The sequence below is a fragment of the Mesorhizobium loti genome, from assembly GCF_013170705.1.
Taxonomy (GTDB): Bacteria; Pseudomonadota; Alphaproteobacteria; order Rhizobiales; family Rhizobiaceae; genus Mesorhizobium; species Mesorhizobium loti_D.
The window spans coordinates 2,256,472-2,270,016 of sequence record NZ_CP033334.1; the positions used below are offsets into that span (position 1 = coordinate 2,256,472).

Below are 13,545 nucleotides of genomic sequence, written 5' to 3' on the forward strand. Positions count from 1 at the left end.
AACCGCATTCTTTCTGCTTTTACGCAATTCCGGACGGAAAGCCGCCAGACACTTTCCTGGAATTGCTCCAGCTACACGCCGACAGTCCCGGCCTGTTCAACCGATCATGGCGCTGCGGCCGCCGGTCTCGGCTTCGCGAATCTTGGTGTCACGCGATTCCAGCATTTCGGCCTTGGAAAGCTCCGCTTCAGCTTCGCCGAGTAGTGATTCGGCAGCGCTTCGCTGTTGTGCGAGGTCGCTTTGCGAATTTCTGAGGTTGTCGCGGCGCAAGCGCGCCGCCTTGGCGAAGGTCGGATAGGCGAAATGATTGATGTCGGTGATGCCGGCTTTCTTTTCCTCGGCGGTGATTTGAAGCTCCAGTTCGACGGCCATGCGTTCGAACTCGGCGATCATCATGTCGAGTTGCAGCAGCTGCCGCCGCTTCTCATTCACCTGAAACTGTTTCAGCCGAACGAGGTTTTCACGTGACTTCATGATTCGGTACTCCCGGAAACGCACACCCGCACATATCGTCCAAACCACCTGGAAACGCCCAGGCGTTGCCCGTGTCCACCGGCTTTCCCCGGACTATAGGAAACAAAACCCTAAAGTTTTTTGCCGGCGGTAACCATTCGTTTACGGGCATTGTTAATCATACGGGTCAGGGCTTAAGGCCGGGTAAAAATTCCGGTCGCCGAAGCGAAGGCGCGTCGATGAGTCCCTGGAGTCGCTTAGTCCAGGTTATTAATGTGTTGCATTAGGAATTTGGGTCTGGGATTCGTTATTAGATTCAAGAGGGTGTAGAAAGGGGTTAAAAAATCTGATACCGTCATGGACGGGAAATTAGGTTTTGTTAACCATTCGATGGCAGCCTCTGCACAAGGCAACCACTGCTCCGGGGCAGGACGGGTCGTGAAATGGTCCGGCAGCAGAAAAGGGGAATGAAATGCGTGTTCTGCTGATAGAAGATGACAGTGCAACCGCACAAAGCATCGAACTGATGCTGAAATCGGAAAGTTTCAATGTCTATACGACGGACCTCGGCGAAGAGGGTGTCGATCTGGGCAAACTTTACGATTACGACATCATCCTTCTCGATCTCAACCTGCCCGACATGTCCGGCTACGAGGTCTTGAGAACGCTTCGTCTCTCCAAGGTGAAGACGCCTATCCTCATCCTCTCCGGCATGGCCGGCATCGAGGACAAGGTCCGCGGCCTGGGCTTCGGTGCCGACGACTACATGACCAAGCCGTTCCACAAGGACGAGCTGGTGGCGCGCATCCACGCCATCGTGCGGCGCTCCAAGGGCCACGCCCAGTCGGTCATCACCACCGGTGACCTGGTGGTCAACCTCGACGCCAAGACCGTTGAGGTCGGCGGCCAGCGCGTGCACCTGACCGGCAAGGAATACCAGATGCTGGAACTGCTCTCGCTGCGCAAGGGCACCACGCTCACCAAGGAAATGTTCCTCAACCATCTCTATGGCGGCATGGACGAGCCGGAGCTGAAGATCATCGACGTCTTCATCTGCAAGCTGCGCAAGAAGCTCGACGCCGCGTCCGGCGGCCAGAACTACATCGAGACGGTCTGGGGCCGCGGCTATGTGCTGCGCGAACCCGAGGACATCCGCGTCAGCGCGTGAGCCGCCCGACTATTGTCATCTTCAATAAAACCCGGCTTCAGCCGGGTTTTTGCGTCAGCGGCCGCAATGACGGTGGGCTGCCAGAGCAATTCCAGGAAAAGCGTGACACGGTTTTCCGTCCAGAACTTCGCGCAAAAAATGAGATAGGGCGGTTCGGCGTTTCCGTGAAACGGCGAAACGTTCCGGCGTCTCAGGCTGCGATCTTCAGGGTGCGAAAGCGCTCGAGCAGCTGCGGGCGATTGAACGGCTTCAGGAGATAACCCTGGGCGCCCGCGCGCTTGGCCCGCATGATCGACGCGATGTCGAGTTCGACCAGCGAGATCAGGATCTGCGGCTTTATCGGGCTCTCCATGGCGCGTACGCGGCGGATGAGGTCGACCGCCTGGACGTCCGGCAGGGCGCCGTCGACGACGATGATGTCGGGCATGTCGGCGGCGCACATCTCCAGCGCATCAAGCCCGCTGGCCGCTTCGATGACCATCATGTCGGAACCGCCCAGGATGCGTTTTGCAACTTTCCTGATGACGCTTGAATCGTCGACGAACATGCAGCGTTTCATTCCGGGTCCTCTTTGCCCTTGGGCAATCCGGTCGTGCGGGCATCTGCTGCGCACCCTAGACCAATCTGGTAAAGAACCCGGAAAGCCATTGGGTAAAATTTTTGCAAAGATGCGGATGAGGCGCTTTTCTTTGCGGATGCTTCGCTGGCGCTTCCAGCCGAGCCATCACGACAATATTACGGTGCTGAAATACTTTGCTCTGCCGGCAAGTCGGGCAGCTCAGGCAGCCGAAAGTACGATTTCTTCCGCCGTCGCGTGGATCGATATCGTCATGCCGGCCTCGCGGGCCAGAAGCAGCGTGTAGTAGGGCTGCACCGAATGCGCATCGATCGGCTCTTCCGGCTTGTGGCCGGAATGCAGTTCGAGGAATTTCGGCGGCACGCGCAGCATCGGGCCGCTTGCCGATAGGGAAATGCGCGGCTCGGTTTCGAGATTCTCGAGGGTGACGACCAGCTTGCCGCCACGCGGAATGGCGGCGTTGGCGACCAGGATCAGGTTGAGCAGCAGCTTGACCTTGTTCTTGGGCAGCAGCGCCCGCGCCCCGTTCCAGGTCAGCTCCGGCTTTTCATTCTTGAGGAAGGCGATCGCCACCGCTTCGGCATCGCCGGTGTCGATCAGCATGCCGGCCGAACCGGCCGCGCCGAAGGCGATGCGGGCGAACTGCAGCCGGGCCGAGGCGTTCTTGGCGCTCTGGCGAATGAGCCGCATGGCGTCTTCGTCGGCGCCGCCCTCGTCAAGCAGTTCAAGCCCGTTGTTGATCGCGCCGACCGGCGAGATGATGTCGTGGCAGACGCGGCTGCACAGAAGCGCCGCCAGGTCAGGCGCGGAAAGGGTGAACAGATCGGCCATCGGTGAAAATCCCTGCAAAAATCCACAATTCATGGCCGAGCGATTGATTACCGCGCCTGCGCACACGAATCATGCTCCAACCCGAGGCTTTCTGAATACACAGCACTCGTAGGTACAGCAACAAACCCAAAATTTTCGTCTGGCAAGTGGCGTGTTCGCGCAGGCCGCAGCGCCGCGCGACCCCAAAGCCAGCCTTCGAACCGCCATCTTCCTGTGGGAGTTAATGGTTGAAAAAGAATTACGGCATAGTTTGCCCTAACTGTCATCCTTAACGGCCGCCTAAAGAGCCGGACCGGATGCGAGGCGTCGGCGAAAGTGCTCCATGACGGAGATTGGAAGCATGTTTTCCCGATTCTATGACCGGAGTGTCCTCCGTGTCCTCTCAATGGCGATCACGCTCATGGGCGTCCTCGTCTTCTCGACTTCAGCCCTGCGGGCCCAGGAATATACCGCTCAGGAGATTATCGATTCCGGTCACAAGTTCTTCGGCGCGACATCGGGTGGACTCGCCACGGTCGTGGAGAAGATCTTCGCCTCCTACGGCTTGCCCAATGGCTATCTCCTCGGTGAGGAGGGGTCGGGTGCGCTGATCGGCGGCCTGACCTATGGCGAAGGCACGCTCTACACCAAGAATGCCGGCGACCACAAAGTGTTCTGGCAAGGCCCGTCGCTGGGCTGGGATTTCGGCGGCGAGGGGTCCCGGGTGATGATGCTGGTCTACAATCTCGACGATGTCGGCAACCTCTACAACCGCTATGGCGGTGTGGCCGGTTCGGCCTATGTGGTGGCGGGTGTCGGCTTCAATGTGCTGAAGAACAACAATGTGCTTCTGGTACCGATCCGCACCGGTGTCGGCGCCCGGCTCGGCGTCAATCTCGGCTACCTGAAGCTGACCGAACGGGCGACCTGGAATCCATTCTGATTCCAGCCGTCGTCGCCGCAAAGCCGGCTTTTCCGTGGGAATTGTAGGCCTGCGACGCTCCATGCGTCGCGGCAGGCCCTTGCCGCAGCGCCGGATTTCCGCCATGCCAGTATGATGCGGTCCAGTCCAGGTGGTCGCCGCCGATAGCGGGTTGTCTTTTGGTTCAGTCGGTCCTGTTCTTTGCCCTCGGCTTTCTCTGCGCCGGCTTTCTGGCGCTGATCGTGGCCCCGGCCGTCTGGCGGCGTGCGGTCTCCCTGACCCGCCGGCGCATCGAGGCCTCTATCCCGTTGACGCAGGCCGAGATCCAGGCCGACAAGGACCGGATCCGGGCCGAGTACGCCATGTCGACGCGCCGCCTCGAGATGAACGTCAAGGCGTTGCGCGAAAAGGTGGCCGAACAACTCGTCGAGATCACTCGCGGCCACGAGGCGTTGAAGGGGCTGGCGGTCGAACGCACGGACAAGAATCACGCGCTCGCGGAACTCGGCGCCAAAAGCGAAGCATTGCGGCAGCGCGAAGAGGAACTGCACCAGCTTTCGGAGCGGCTCAAGGAAACCGAGCGCAAGTTGGAGAAGCGGGCGCTCGAACTCGAAAAGCTGGAGCATATGTACGACGATGCCAGTTTTGCCTCCAGCAGCCGGCAAATCGAACTCGTGGCGCGTGAGTCCGAATTGCAGAAGCTTGCCAGCGACATCTCGCTGCTGCGCGGCCAGCGCAAGGAAGCGGATCGGCGCAATCAGGAAATCGCGGCCGAAAGCAAGGCCGCGCGCGATGCCCTGAAGGTGGAGAAGAAAAGGGTGGCTGAACTCGACAAGAAGGTCGAACGGCTGCTGGCGACGCTCGCCGACCGCGAGGACAAGCTCGACCGCCGCGAGAAGGAACTGGCGCGGCTGCGCGAAAAGCCGAAGGCCGAGGAGGGCGGACCGGCCTTGCGCCTGGTCGGCAGGCCGGATGAAGCGGGAGGGGACGACGAGGCCAAGAGGCGCGACGACCTGGACCAGGCGATCGCCAAGCTCGACAGCGATCGCGAACGGCTGGAGGCCAGGCTAACGGCGCTGGCGCGCGAGAACAAGCTGCTCAAGGCGGATCTCGGCGCCTTGGCATCGTCGGGTTCGGCGAATGGCAGTGCCGCGCTGCGCGAGCAGATGAACGAGTTGGCGGCTGAAGTCGTCCACCTGACGGCCAAGCTGGAGGGGCCCGATTCGCCGATCGCAAAAGCGCTGGCGGGCCCGCAGGACAGCCGATCCGATGGCGGCAATCTCAGTCTCGCCGACCGCGTGCGGGCCTTGCAGAAGGCGGCCGCGAACTAAGGTGTGTCGAGATTCAGGTGATGCCGGCCTGCAAACGGCGGCTTTCTGCGCTTCCGGTGCTCACGTACCCAAAAGTACGCTCCGCTCCGGTTCTCGAAAGCCACCATTTTAGGCTCGGCCTGACCTGAATCTCAACGCACCTTAAGCGGTGATGCCGCCGTCACGCTTGTTCAACGATGCGAGAAATGATGCAGGGCGATGGCCGAAGCAGCGGCGACGTTCAGGCTGTCGAAGCCTTTCGACATTGTGATCCGCACTGTCCGCAGGCTGGCTAGCAGGTTTTCGGGCAGGCCTTCGCCCTCGGTGCCGAGATAGAGCGCCAGGCGTTCGGCCGGCCTTGCATCGCGTATGTCGGTTCGTCCGCGCGGCGACAGGGCGAATTGTTCAAAACTCCGTTCGGCGAGCGTTGCGACAAAGCCAGGGGCGTCGCTGAAGGATGCGAACGGGATCTTGAGCGCGGCGCCGACGGAAACGCGAATCGCCTTGCGGTACAGCGGATCGCAGCATGTCGCGTCCATCAGTACCGCATCGGCGCCGAAGGCAGCGGCATTGCGAAAAATCGAACCCATATTGTCGTGGTTGGCGATGCCGACCAGCACCACCACCAGGGCTCGGTCGGGCAAGGCATCCAGCAATGGCCCGGCCGCTTGCGGCGTCTCCTTGCGGCCGATGGCCAGGATGCCGCGATGCATGTGGAAGCCGGCGATCGCGTCCATCACCGCGCTGGTGACGACGTAGACCGGCAGGTCCGCCGGTGCCTTGTACAGGATGTTCCTCAGGCCGCCGAGCCGGTTTTCCAGGACCAGAACGGATTCGGCACCGAAGCGGCCGGACGACAGAAGCAGGTCGAGCACCACCTTGCCTTCGGCGACGAAACGCCCTTGCCGGCCGGCGAGATCGCGTTCGCGGATATCAAGATAGGTGGCGACCCTGGGATCGCCTGGGTCTTCGATGCGAATTGGGTCCATATCCTCCGCCCAAACATCGAGAGCGTGGTTCGTGCGTCGATGACCGCGCGCAAGCCACGTTCCGGAAATCGTCAGCGAGGTAGACGGCCGAGGCCGCGTTCGGTCAAGTGCCGGCGCGGCGCAATCTCTGTGCCATCTGGGACAGATCTTCCTTGCCACCACCGAAAATACCATCCAGCACGACAAGCAACTCCCGCACCGCGTCTGAGTTGCAGGAGTAGTAGATCATCTGGCGGTCGCGGCGGGTTTCCACGAGGTCGAGCGCCCGCAACTTGGCCAGATGCTGCGAGAGGGCGGATTGGCTGAGCATCACCTTTTCGGCGATAGCGCCGACCGACATTTCACCGTCGATCAGATGGCTCATGATCAACAGCCGTTTTTCGTTGCCCATCAGCATCAGAAATTCGGCAGCCGATTCGGCGTTGGCGATTAGCTTTGTCGAGACCATGAATGCCCCATGCTGTTTGTTCATCGAGGCGCCATGGGGGCAATGGTGCCTGAATCCATAAATTCACTAGCGAAAGGCCGCCGACGATTCAGCGCCCTTCGCAAAGGGTAGAACATTTCTTTCAAATCTCAAGTGTTGCTTTCGATCAAATGCAATTAAGTTTCGTTGGTTGCCTGCCCGGCGGCGCGGCCGCTCCTGGCCATGGCGACCAGAACGGGTCGCAGGTCTTGTGCCGCCACCAGGGGTTGCGGAAAGAATACCCGGCAAACATTGTCTTTCGACACCAGATCCATGCCATCGGCGTCCAAACCCGCGATGCTCCAGCCGTCGCCGGATGCCCCGGCATAATGGTGCGCATAAACCGCGATCGCGTCGAGATGGTCCGCGTTCATGTGCTCGACGGCGGATTGTTCGCTCGTCGCAAGTTCTTCGACGATAGGCCCGCCGGTGACGAGATCGGAGCGATCGAGCAGATAGGCCTTGCCGAAACCGCCATTGAGGCTGGCGCGCTCCGGCTCGAGGCGAAAGATCGAGAAGTCGCCGAGCCCGGCATAAAGGCTCGCCTTGGGATTGCGGTTGAGATAGCGGCGCTCGGCACGAGCATGCGCGTCAGAGCCACGCTCCAGCCGCGACGCCCGGCAGATCAGGGTCAGGCGCGGATGCGCCAACGGGTCGCCCTTGCCAGGCTCGCCGAGCAGCAGGGAACAGCGTGGATCGGCAAGGATGGCAGGCGTATGCGCCGAGAGCATCGAGACCAGGATCAGCGGCGCGCCGTCGATGTCGGTGGCGACGCCGACCCGGCTTGCCAGCGGCGACCCGGTCTGTACCTCCAGCACCGCCAGTGCGCCGAAGCGGGCACTGCGCAGAAGCGTTTTCGCCAATCGGATTGCCTCGGCGTCGGTCTCGCGGATCACATCCTTCTTTCGGTCGTCCAAAATTCTCGCCCTGCTAAGTTGATTTTTCTATTCCACTTATCGGACGATGATGGCGGTCTTGGCAAGCGTTCCATGCATGTCGCCATCCCATAACTCCCTCGCATTGGTGACTCGAGGCGTGGGCAGGCTCATGGGCGGCATTGCATTACCTCGGCGCCATGCGGATGGCGCCGTCGAGGCGGATGGTTTCGCCGTTCAGCATCTGGTTTTCCACAATGTGGAGGGCAAGGGCGGCATATTCGGATGGTTCGCCGAGGCGGGAGGGGAAGGGCACGGCGGCGCCCAGCGAATCCTGCACGTCCTGCGGCATGCCGGCCATCATCGGGGTCTTGAAGATGCCGGGCGCGATGGTGCAGACCCGAATGCCGGAACGGGCAAGGTCGCGCGCCACCGGCAGTGTCATGCCCACCACGCCGCCCTTGGAGGCGGAGTACGCGGCCTGGCCGATCTGGCCGTCATAGGCGGCGACCGAAGCGGTGTTGACGATGACGCCACGCTCGCCGCCCTGCAGAGGCTCGAGCCTGGCGGCGCGGTCCGCAACGAGGCGGATCATATTGAAGGTGCCGATCAGGTTGACCTCGATCACCTTGCGGTACTGGTCGAGCGGATGGGGGCCATCCTTGCCGATCGTCTTCACGCCAATGGCGATGCCGGCGCAATTGACCAGGATGCGCGGCTCGCCCAGCTTGCTCGCCGTCTCGGCGAGGGCCGCGGTGCCGCTGTCGGCGCTGCTGACGTCGCATTGCACGGCAATGCCGGCGATGTCGGCCGCGACCTTGGCAGCGCGATCGATGCCGACGTCGAAGATGGCGACGCGAGCGCCCTTGGCGGCAAGCGCACGCGCGGTTGCCTCGCCAAGGCCGGAGCCGCCGCCGGTCACGATCGCGATCTGGCCGTTCGGATTCATGGCGTCATCCTTTCCTAAAGCGGTTCCAATTCCCGTGGGAAACCGTTTCACACTTTTCCTGGAATTGCTCCAGGAGAACAGGACGGATCAGGCCCGGATCGACAGGCCAGGTCAAGCCACCGCCTAGGCGTGCTCGGCGACCCTGGCCTGGCTGGCATGACCGACCTCGCCCGTGAGCCTGGCAACCGCGCCCGGCGTGATCTCGTGCGACAAAAGGCGGTCGAGGTCGACAGGACGCGGCATCGAGATCTGGCCGCGCGGGATGCGCTTGAAGCCGAGCGGCCCGTAATAGGGCTCGTCGCCGACCAGTATGACGGCCGGCGCGCCGGACTTTGCGGCGGCCTCCAGTGCGATCGCCACCAGCCGGCGGCCGATGCCGAGATTCTTGAAGGCCGGCCGCACGGCAAGCGGCCCGAGCATCAGCGCGCGGCCGGCACCGGCGGCGATGCGGGTCATGCGCACCGAGGCGACGACAATATCGCCGTCGACCGCGACAAAGGACAAGCCACGCTCGTGGCCGCCGGCTTCACGGATCTTGTAGGCGGCAAGCACGAAACGGCCAGGCCCGAAGGCTTCGTCATTGATGGCTTCGATTTCAGGGTCGTGCGCCGGAGTTTCCGGCAGGTATTTCACGTCGGCAAGGCTCATGGTCTTTGCGTTCCGGTAGGGGAGGAAAGGTTGCTGCAAACGGCAGCATTCGCCAGTCAGCGCTTCAAGCGCGGGCGCCCTTTCGTCGTCGGTCAAACCGGATCAAAGCAAAGTCGAACATGCGGAGTGTCCGCTAGCATCAATTTTCGGCCGCCGCAATCGGCGCCTTCGCTGGCCCTACCGATTGACAATCTGTTCAGCCCCGAATGATTTCCGGCCTGCCGCATCGCGCTCTACATCAGGTGGAAACGCGAAAGGACATCTCATGGGATTGCTGGTCGACGGCAAATGGCAGGACCGCTGGTACGGCACCAAGGATAGCGGCGGCAAGTTCGTGCGGCCGCAATCGCAATGGCGCGACTGGATCACGCGCGACGGAATGCCCGCCGGAGACCGCGGCCGCGGTTTCAAGGCCGAGCCCGGCCGTTATCACCTGTATGTCTCGCTCGCCTGTCCGTGGGCGCACCGGACGCTGATCTTTCGCGCGCTGAAGAAGCTCGAAGGCATCATCTCGGTCTCGGTTGTGCATCATTTCATGGGCGCGAATGGCTGGACGTTTCTCGCCGAGGACGGCGCCACCGGCGACACGCTCTACGGCCTCGATTTCCTGCACCAGATCTATACCAGGGCAGATCCGGCCTATTCCGGCCGGGTGACGGTGCCGGTGCTATGGGACAAGAAGGAGCGGACCATCGTTTCCAATGAGTCTTCCGAAATCATCCGGATGCTCAATTCAGCCTTCGACGAATGGGGGGACGCCAGCCTCGATTTCTATCCTGAAGCGTTGCGGGGCGAGATCGATGCGGTCAACGCGCTGGTCTATCCCGCCATCAACAACGGCGTCTACCGCGCGGGCTTCGCCACCACGCAGGCGGCGTACGAGGAAGCCTTCGGCGAGCTGTTTTCGGCGCTCGACACCCTGGAGGATCGCCTATCCAGGCAACGCTATCTGGTGGGCGATCGCATCACCGAGGCCGACTGGCGGCTGTTCACCACGCTGGTGCGTTTCGACCCGGTCTATGTCGGCCATTTCAAGTGCAATTTGCGCCGCATCGCCGACTATCCGAACCTGTCGAACTATTTGCGCGACCTCTATCAGGTGCCTGGTGTCGCGGGGACGGTAAACCTGCATCACATCAAGGCGCATTATTACGGCAGTCATGAAACGATCAATCCCACACGGATCGTGCCGGTGGGGCCGGAACTGGACTATGGCGCGCCGCATGACCGCGCGCGGTTCGGGGAGCGGGCCTGATCTACCAGTAGGGCGATGTCGGCTCATCCCGAAAAACCTCGGCGATGCGCCGCAGCGTCGCCGGCGTCGTGCCTTCCGGCAAGCGATCCAGCGGGAAGAAGCCGGCCTCGGCGATCTCATGGTCCGGCTGCTTCGGTGCCGTCTGGCTGAAGTGCTCGATCAGGTAGAGGCCGACATGGTCGCGGCGGCTGGAGCGGCGGTTGAAATGCATCGATTTGAGAACCGGCGGTGCTGCCAGCGCGATGTTGCCTTCCTCGGCCAGTTCGCGCGCCAGCGCCTCGGCAAGCGTTTCGCCCGTTTCGACGCCGCCGCCGGGAAGCTGCCAGCCCGGCACATAGGTATGCCGGATGAGGAACACCGAATTGTTGGCGGCATCATGGATGAGGCCGCGCACGCCGAGCGTCATTGGCCGCCGCAGCACGAAATAGAGATGGAACAGTCTGGCGCGCAGCCCCGACCAACCGGTCTGGCGGAAGGCATCTTCCGGATTTGCCATCAGGTGCGAAACCGTGGGTGATAAGGAAACCTTGAGTGGAAAGCGGGACGCTGGTCGCCTATGAGGGATGGATGTTCAGGCTCGCGCATATTTCCGATGTCCATCTGGGGCCGCTCCCCGATGTATCCTATCGCGATCTCGCCTCCAAGCGCGTGCTCGGCTACGTAAACTGGCAGCGCAACCGCCGCCGCCACATGCATGACGCCGTCATCGATGCCATCACCGCCGATATCAAGGCGCAGAACCCCGACCATCTCGCCGTCACCGGCGACCTGGTCAATCTGGCGCTCGACGGCGAGATCGAGATGGCCAAGCACTGGCTGGAGACGTTGGGATCGCCGCATGATGTTTCGGTGGTTCCGGGAAACCACGACGCCTATGTGCCGGGCGCCTTCGACAAGGTCTGCCGCGCATGGGCGGCCTGGATGAGCGGCGACGGCGTCAACGCACCGGTCGACCGCAACGCATTTCCCTATCTGCGCGTGCGCGGCAATGTCGCGCTGATCGGCGTCTCGACGGCGCGGGCCACGGCCCCCTTCATGGCCAACGGCTTCTTCATGGAGGGGCAGGCGGAGCGGCTCGGCAAGATTCTTCGCGACACGGCCGCCCAAGGCCTGTTTCGCGCGATCATGATCCACCACCCGCCGGTGCGCGGCGCCGTCTCGCAGCACAAGCGGCTGTTCGGCATCGCCCGCTTCCACAAGATCATCCGCCGGCACGGCGCGGAGCTCGTCCTGCACGGACATTCGCATCTACCGTCGCTGTTCCAGATCGGCCCGCGCGACGCCAAGGTCCCGGTGGTCGGCGTCGCCGCCGCCGGTCAGGCGCCGGGGGGAAAGCATCCGGCGGCACAGTATAATCTGTTCGACATCGATGGCGAAAAGGGCAATTGGCGCATCCGCCTGACCCGGCGCGGCCTGACCGGGCCGGCGATACCGCCTGCCGATCTGCAGACCATGGAACTGGGTGTGGAGGCCAGCGCTTCTATTGCCGCAGGCTGAACACCATAGCCACGAGGCGGTCCCAGAAAAGGGCGACCGACACCGCCAGGCCGACCAGGGCCCCGGCAGCGATCAGGCCAAGGCCTGACAGGAAGGCCGACCAGCTATTGCCGCGCGTCGTCGAGCGCAGCGGCGGCTCGGCTTCCGCCACCTGGGCGCGCTTCATGCCGGCGACGGCCGGTTCGACCCCGCCCTCCATCATCCTCTGCCGCTCGACGATGCGCTCGGCGACATAGCGTGTCACGGAATCGGCAATCGGCTTCATCTCGGTCGATTCGGCAAGCACCACGCGGCCAATACGGGTGTCCTTGAGGAAGCGGTAGGTGCGGCGGTCGCGGCCCATCGCGACATGGCTGACGGCATCGATCCAGAGGCGCGGCTGCAGTCCCGAGGAAACGACGAAATCGAAATTGTCCATGTCGGCGGGCACGTCGGCGAAGACAGGCGCAAGTTCGGCTGCCAGGAGATCGAGGCGCATGCGATGCGCCTCGCGCATGTCGACGACGACATCGTCGCGGTCGGCGAAAGCGTTCTTCACATCACGGATGGCATCGGACAGTTTTCTCGACGGATCGATCTTTTCGCCTGCGTCCTTCATCGGCGTCTGCCTCGCGGGGTTGGTTAACACGCAGTTAACACAGCCGCCGGCAAAATGCACTGGCGAGAAGACGGCGCGCGGCGCGGGGCGCCGTGCGCTGGAAGAACTCAACCAGTCGCGGTGGCGAGTCTCGGGCGAATGGGCCTGGCGCGACGGCTCATGTTGCGCTGGATGATGTTCGCCACCAGATCGGGTGCTTCCTCGACCAGCATATGGCCGGCCTCCAGCACGTGATGCACATGAAAGCGCGCCGGCAGGTCGTCCGCCTGGGTGAAGGGCAGTACCGCGTCATCACTGCCCCACACCACCATCACCGGCATGGCCAGCCTCTCCAACTGGTCGCGCGGGATGACGCCTTGCCGGTCGTCCCTGGTCATGGCGGCGGCGATCTCGACGAGTTTTTCCAGTTGCCCAGGGCGTTGGCGCATGCCGCAGAGGGTGTCGGCGGCGTGATCAAAAGGCCGTGCCCGTGGTCCCGACATGGCGGCAAGGCAGGCGCGGATCTCTGATGGGCTGCGTGCGCAGGCATAGCGGCGCAACAGTGGCCCGTTGATTTCCGGACCGAAGCCGCCGGGCGCCAACAGGGTCAGCGAGGCCACCTTCTCGGGCTCGGCCAGCGCCATCAGCGTCGCCACCGCTCCGCCCATCGAATGGCCAACGAGGTGGATCCGTTTGACCGCGCGCGCCGCAAGGTCGGCAAGAACGGCCCTTGCCGCGACCTTTGCAGGCCCGGCGCCCGGAAAATCGAGCGACAGGCCGTGCCCCGGCAAGTCATAAGCAAGCGTGCGCATGGAAGGCGCGAGCGAGGCGACCACGTCGCGCCAGCCGTCGGAGCAACCGCCGAAACCGTGCAGCAGGACGATGGTCTTCGAGCCAACACCCTGTTCGGTGGCATGGAGCGATGAGATCATGATCGCGGAAGGTGTTAAATTGCGGGAAAACTCGAAATGTGGCTGGATTGCTCCTTGTCCAACCGGATGGCCAGTAAAGTTTTCGCGACTGGCGCCTGGGCGCGAGCATGCCGTTCC

General features: G+C 62.7%; 16 protein-coding genes. 5 read left to right on the top strand and 11 right to left on the bottom strand.

Annotated features, from left to right (window positions below):
• Nucleotides 1-96: 96 nt before the first annotated feature.
• On the bottom strand, nt 97-474 hold the full coding sequence (locus EB815_RS11015) for a hypothetical protein (RefSeq protein ID WP_056578132.1): 378 nt from the start codon (nt 472-474) through the stop codon (nt 97-99).
• Between the two features lie 451 nt (nt 475-925).
• Between EB815_RS11015 and ctrA the strand changes: the two genes are divergently transcribed.
• Entirely contained in the window at nt 926-1,621 is a 696-nt protein-coding gene (gene ctrA / locus EB815_RS11020) for a response regulator transcription factor CtrA (protein ID WP_006203583.1), read from the top strand.
• Between the two features lie 190 nt (nt 1,622-1,811).
• Here ctrA and EB815_RS11025 read toward each other — a convergent pair whose 3' ends face one another.
• Both EB815_RS11025 and chpT read right to left on the bottom strand, forming a co-directional pair.
• Nucleotides 1,812-2,180 carry a response regulator gene (locus EB815_RS11025; protein WP_056578130.1) on the bottom strand — a complete coding sequence of 123 codons (369 nt, stop codon included), beginning with the start codon at nt 2,178-2,180 and terminating at the stop codon, nt 1,812-1,814.
• Nucleotides 2,181-2,399: 219 nt separating this feature from the next.
• Complete coding sequence (gene chpT, locus EB815_RS11030; protein ID WP_019860754.1) at nt 2,400-3,029, bottom strand: histidine phosphotransferase ChpT; 630 nt, start codon at nt 3,027-3,029, stop codon at nt 2,400-2,402.
• 385 nt (nt 3,030-3,414) lie between these two features.
• Between chpT and EB815_RS11035 the strand changes: the two genes are divergently transcribed.
• Nucleotides 3,415-3,951, top strand: a complete 537-nt coding sequence (locus EB815_RS11035; RefSeq protein WP_244494150.1) for a DUF1134 domain-containing protein — start codon at nt 3,415-3,417, stop codon at nt 3,949-3,951.
• A gap of 158 nt (nt 3,952-4,109) precedes the next feature.
• Nucleotides 4,110-5,261, top strand: a complete 1,152-nt coding sequence (locus EB815_RS11040; RefSeq protein WP_056578126.1) for a hypothetical protein — start codon at nt 4,110-4,112, stop codon at nt 5,259-5,261.
• 170 nt (nt 5,262-5,431) lie between these two features.
• Here EB815_RS11040 and EB815_RS11045 read toward each other — a convergent pair whose 3' ends face one another.
• From EB815_RS11045 to EB815_RS11065, 5 genes are all read right to left on the bottom strand, one after another.
• Complete coding sequence (locus EB815_RS11045; RefSeq protein ID WP_056578124.1) at nt 5,432-6,229, bottom strand: TrmH family RNA methyltransferase; 798 nt, start codon at nt 6,227-6,229, stop codon at nt 5,432-5,434.
• A gap of 103 nt (nt 6,230-6,332) precedes the next feature.
• Entirely contained in the window at nt 6,333-6,677 is a 345-nt protein-coding gene (locus EB815_RS11050) for an ArsR/SmtB family transcription factor (RefSeq protein ID WP_056578376.1), read from the bottom strand.
• Nucleotides 6,678-6,832: 155 nt separating this feature from the next.
• Entirely contained in the window at nt 6,833-7,612 is a 780-nt protein-coding gene (locus EB815_RS11055; protein WP_056578122.1) for a HugZ family protein, read from the bottom strand.
• A 145-nt stretch (nt 7,613-7,757) separates the two neighbouring features.
• The gene (locus EB815_RS11060; RefSeq protein ID WP_056578120.1) at nt 7,758-8,519 is read right to left on the bottom strand and encodes a 3-hydroxyacyl-CoA dehydrogenase; all 762 of its coding nucleotides are present in this window, start codon (nt 8,517-8,519) and stop codon (nt 7,758-7,760) included.
• Between the two features lie 123 nt (nt 8,520-8,642).
• Nucleotides 8,643-9,167, bottom strand: coding sequence for a GNAT family N-acetyltransferase (locus EB815_RS11065; protein WP_056578374.1), 525 nt, complete (start codon nt 9,165-9,167; stop codon nt 8,643-8,645).
• A gap of 265 nt (nt 9,168-9,432) precedes the next feature.
• Between EB815_RS11065 and EB815_RS11070 the strand changes: the two genes are divergently transcribed.
• Nucleotides 9,433-10,422, top strand: coding sequence for a glutathione S-transferase family protein (locus EB815_RS11070; protein ID WP_056578118.1), 990 nt, complete (start codon nt 9,433-9,435; stop codon nt 10,420-10,422).
• 1 nt (nt 10,423) lies between these two features.
• On the opposite strand, the gene EB815_RS11075 is transcribed toward EB815_RS11070, so the two are convergent.
• Complete coding sequence (locus EB815_RS11075) at nt 10,424-10,918, bottom strand: NUDIX domain-containing protein (RefSeq protein ID WP_056578117.1); 495 nt, start codon at nt 10,916-10,918, stop codon at nt 10,424-10,426.
• A gap of 71 nt (nt 10,919-10,989) precedes the next feature.
• Here EB815_RS11075 and EB815_RS11080 point away from each other — a divergent pair, with 71 nt between their 5' ends.
• Nucleotides 10,990-11,919: a metallophosphoesterase family protein gene (locus EB815_RS11080; RefSeq protein ID WP_081294810.1), complete on the top strand. Its 930-nt coding sequence runs from the start codon at nt 10,990-10,992 to the stop codon at nt 11,917-11,919.
• Here the strand turns inward: EB815_RS11080 and EB815_RS11085 are convergent.
• Nucleotides 11,903-12,517 carry a hypothetical protein gene (locus tag EB815_RS11085; protein ID WP_056578113.1) on the bottom strand — a complete coding sequence of 205 codons (615 nt, stop codon included), beginning with the start codon at nt 12,515-12,517 and terminating at the stop codon, nt 11,903-11,905. The two genes, EB815_RS11080 and EB815_RS11085, sit on opposite strands and share 17 nt — an antisense overlap.
• Nucleotides 12,518-12,624: 107 nt before the next feature.
• Nucleotides 12,625-13,428, bottom strand: coding sequence for an alpha/beta fold hydrolase (locus EB815_RS11090; protein WP_056578111.1), 804 nt, complete (start codon nt 13,426-13,428; stop codon nt 12,625-12,627).
• Nucleotides 13,429-13,545: the final 117 nt, after the last annotated feature.

Bases quoted from the DNA above. Each gene is read 5' to 3' on its own strand.
- EB815_RS11090 (WP_056578111.1), bottom strand. From the start codon at position 13,428: ATGATCTCATCGCTCCATGCCACCGAACAGGGTGTTGGCTCGAAGACC.
- EB815_RS11035 (WP_244494150.1), top strand. From the start codon at position 3,415: ATGGCGATCACGCTCATGGGCGTCCTCGTCTTCTCGACTTCAGCCCTG.
- EB815_RS11085 (WP_056578113.1), bottom strand. From the start codon at position 12,517: ATGAAGGACGCAGGCGAAAAGATCGATCCGTCGAGAAAACTGTCCGAT.
- EB815_RS11080 (WP_081294810.1), top strand. From the start codon at position 10,990: ATGTTCAGGCTCGCGCATATTTCCGATGTCCATCTGGGGCCGCTCCCC.
- ctrA (WP_006203583.1), top strand. From the start codon at position 926: ATGCGTGTTCTGCTGATAGAAGATGACAGTGCAACCGCACAAAGCATC.
- EB815_RS11050 (WP_056578376.1), bottom strand. From the start codon at position 6,677: ATGGTCTCGACAAAGCTAATCGCCAACGCCGAATCGGCTGCCGAATTT.
- EB815_RS11045 (WP_056578124.1), bottom strand. From the start codon at position 6,229: ATGGACCCAATTCGCATCGAAGACCCAGGCGATCCCAGGGTCGCCACC.
- EB815_RS11070 (WP_056578118.1), top strand. From the start codon at position 9,433: ATGGGATTGCTGGTCGACGGCAAATGGCAGGACCGCTGGTACGGCACC.
- EB815_RS11060 (WP_056578120.1), bottom strand. From the start codon at position 8,519: ATGAATCCGAACGGCCAGATCGCGATCGTGACCGGCGGCGGCTCCGGC.
- EB815_RS11025 (WP_056578130.1), bottom strand. From the start codon at position 2,180: ATGAAACGCTGCATGTTCGTCGACGATTCAAGCGTCATCAGGAAAGTT.
- EB815_RS11075 (WP_056578117.1), bottom strand. From the start codon at position 10,918: ATGGCAAATCCGGAAGATGCCTTCCGCCAGACCGGTTGGTCGGGGCTG.
- EB815_RS11015 (WP_056578132.1), bottom strand. From the start codon at position 474: ATGAAGTCACGTGAAAACCTCGTTCGGCTGAAACAGTTTCAGGTGAAT.
- chpT (WP_019860754.1), bottom strand. From the start codon at position 3,029: ATGGCCGATCTGTTCACCCTTTCCGCGCCTGACCTGGCGGCGCTTCTG.
- EB815_RS11065 (WP_056578374.1), bottom strand. From the start codon at position 9,167: ATGAGCCTTGCCGACGTGAAATACCTGCCGGAAACTCCGGCGCACGAC.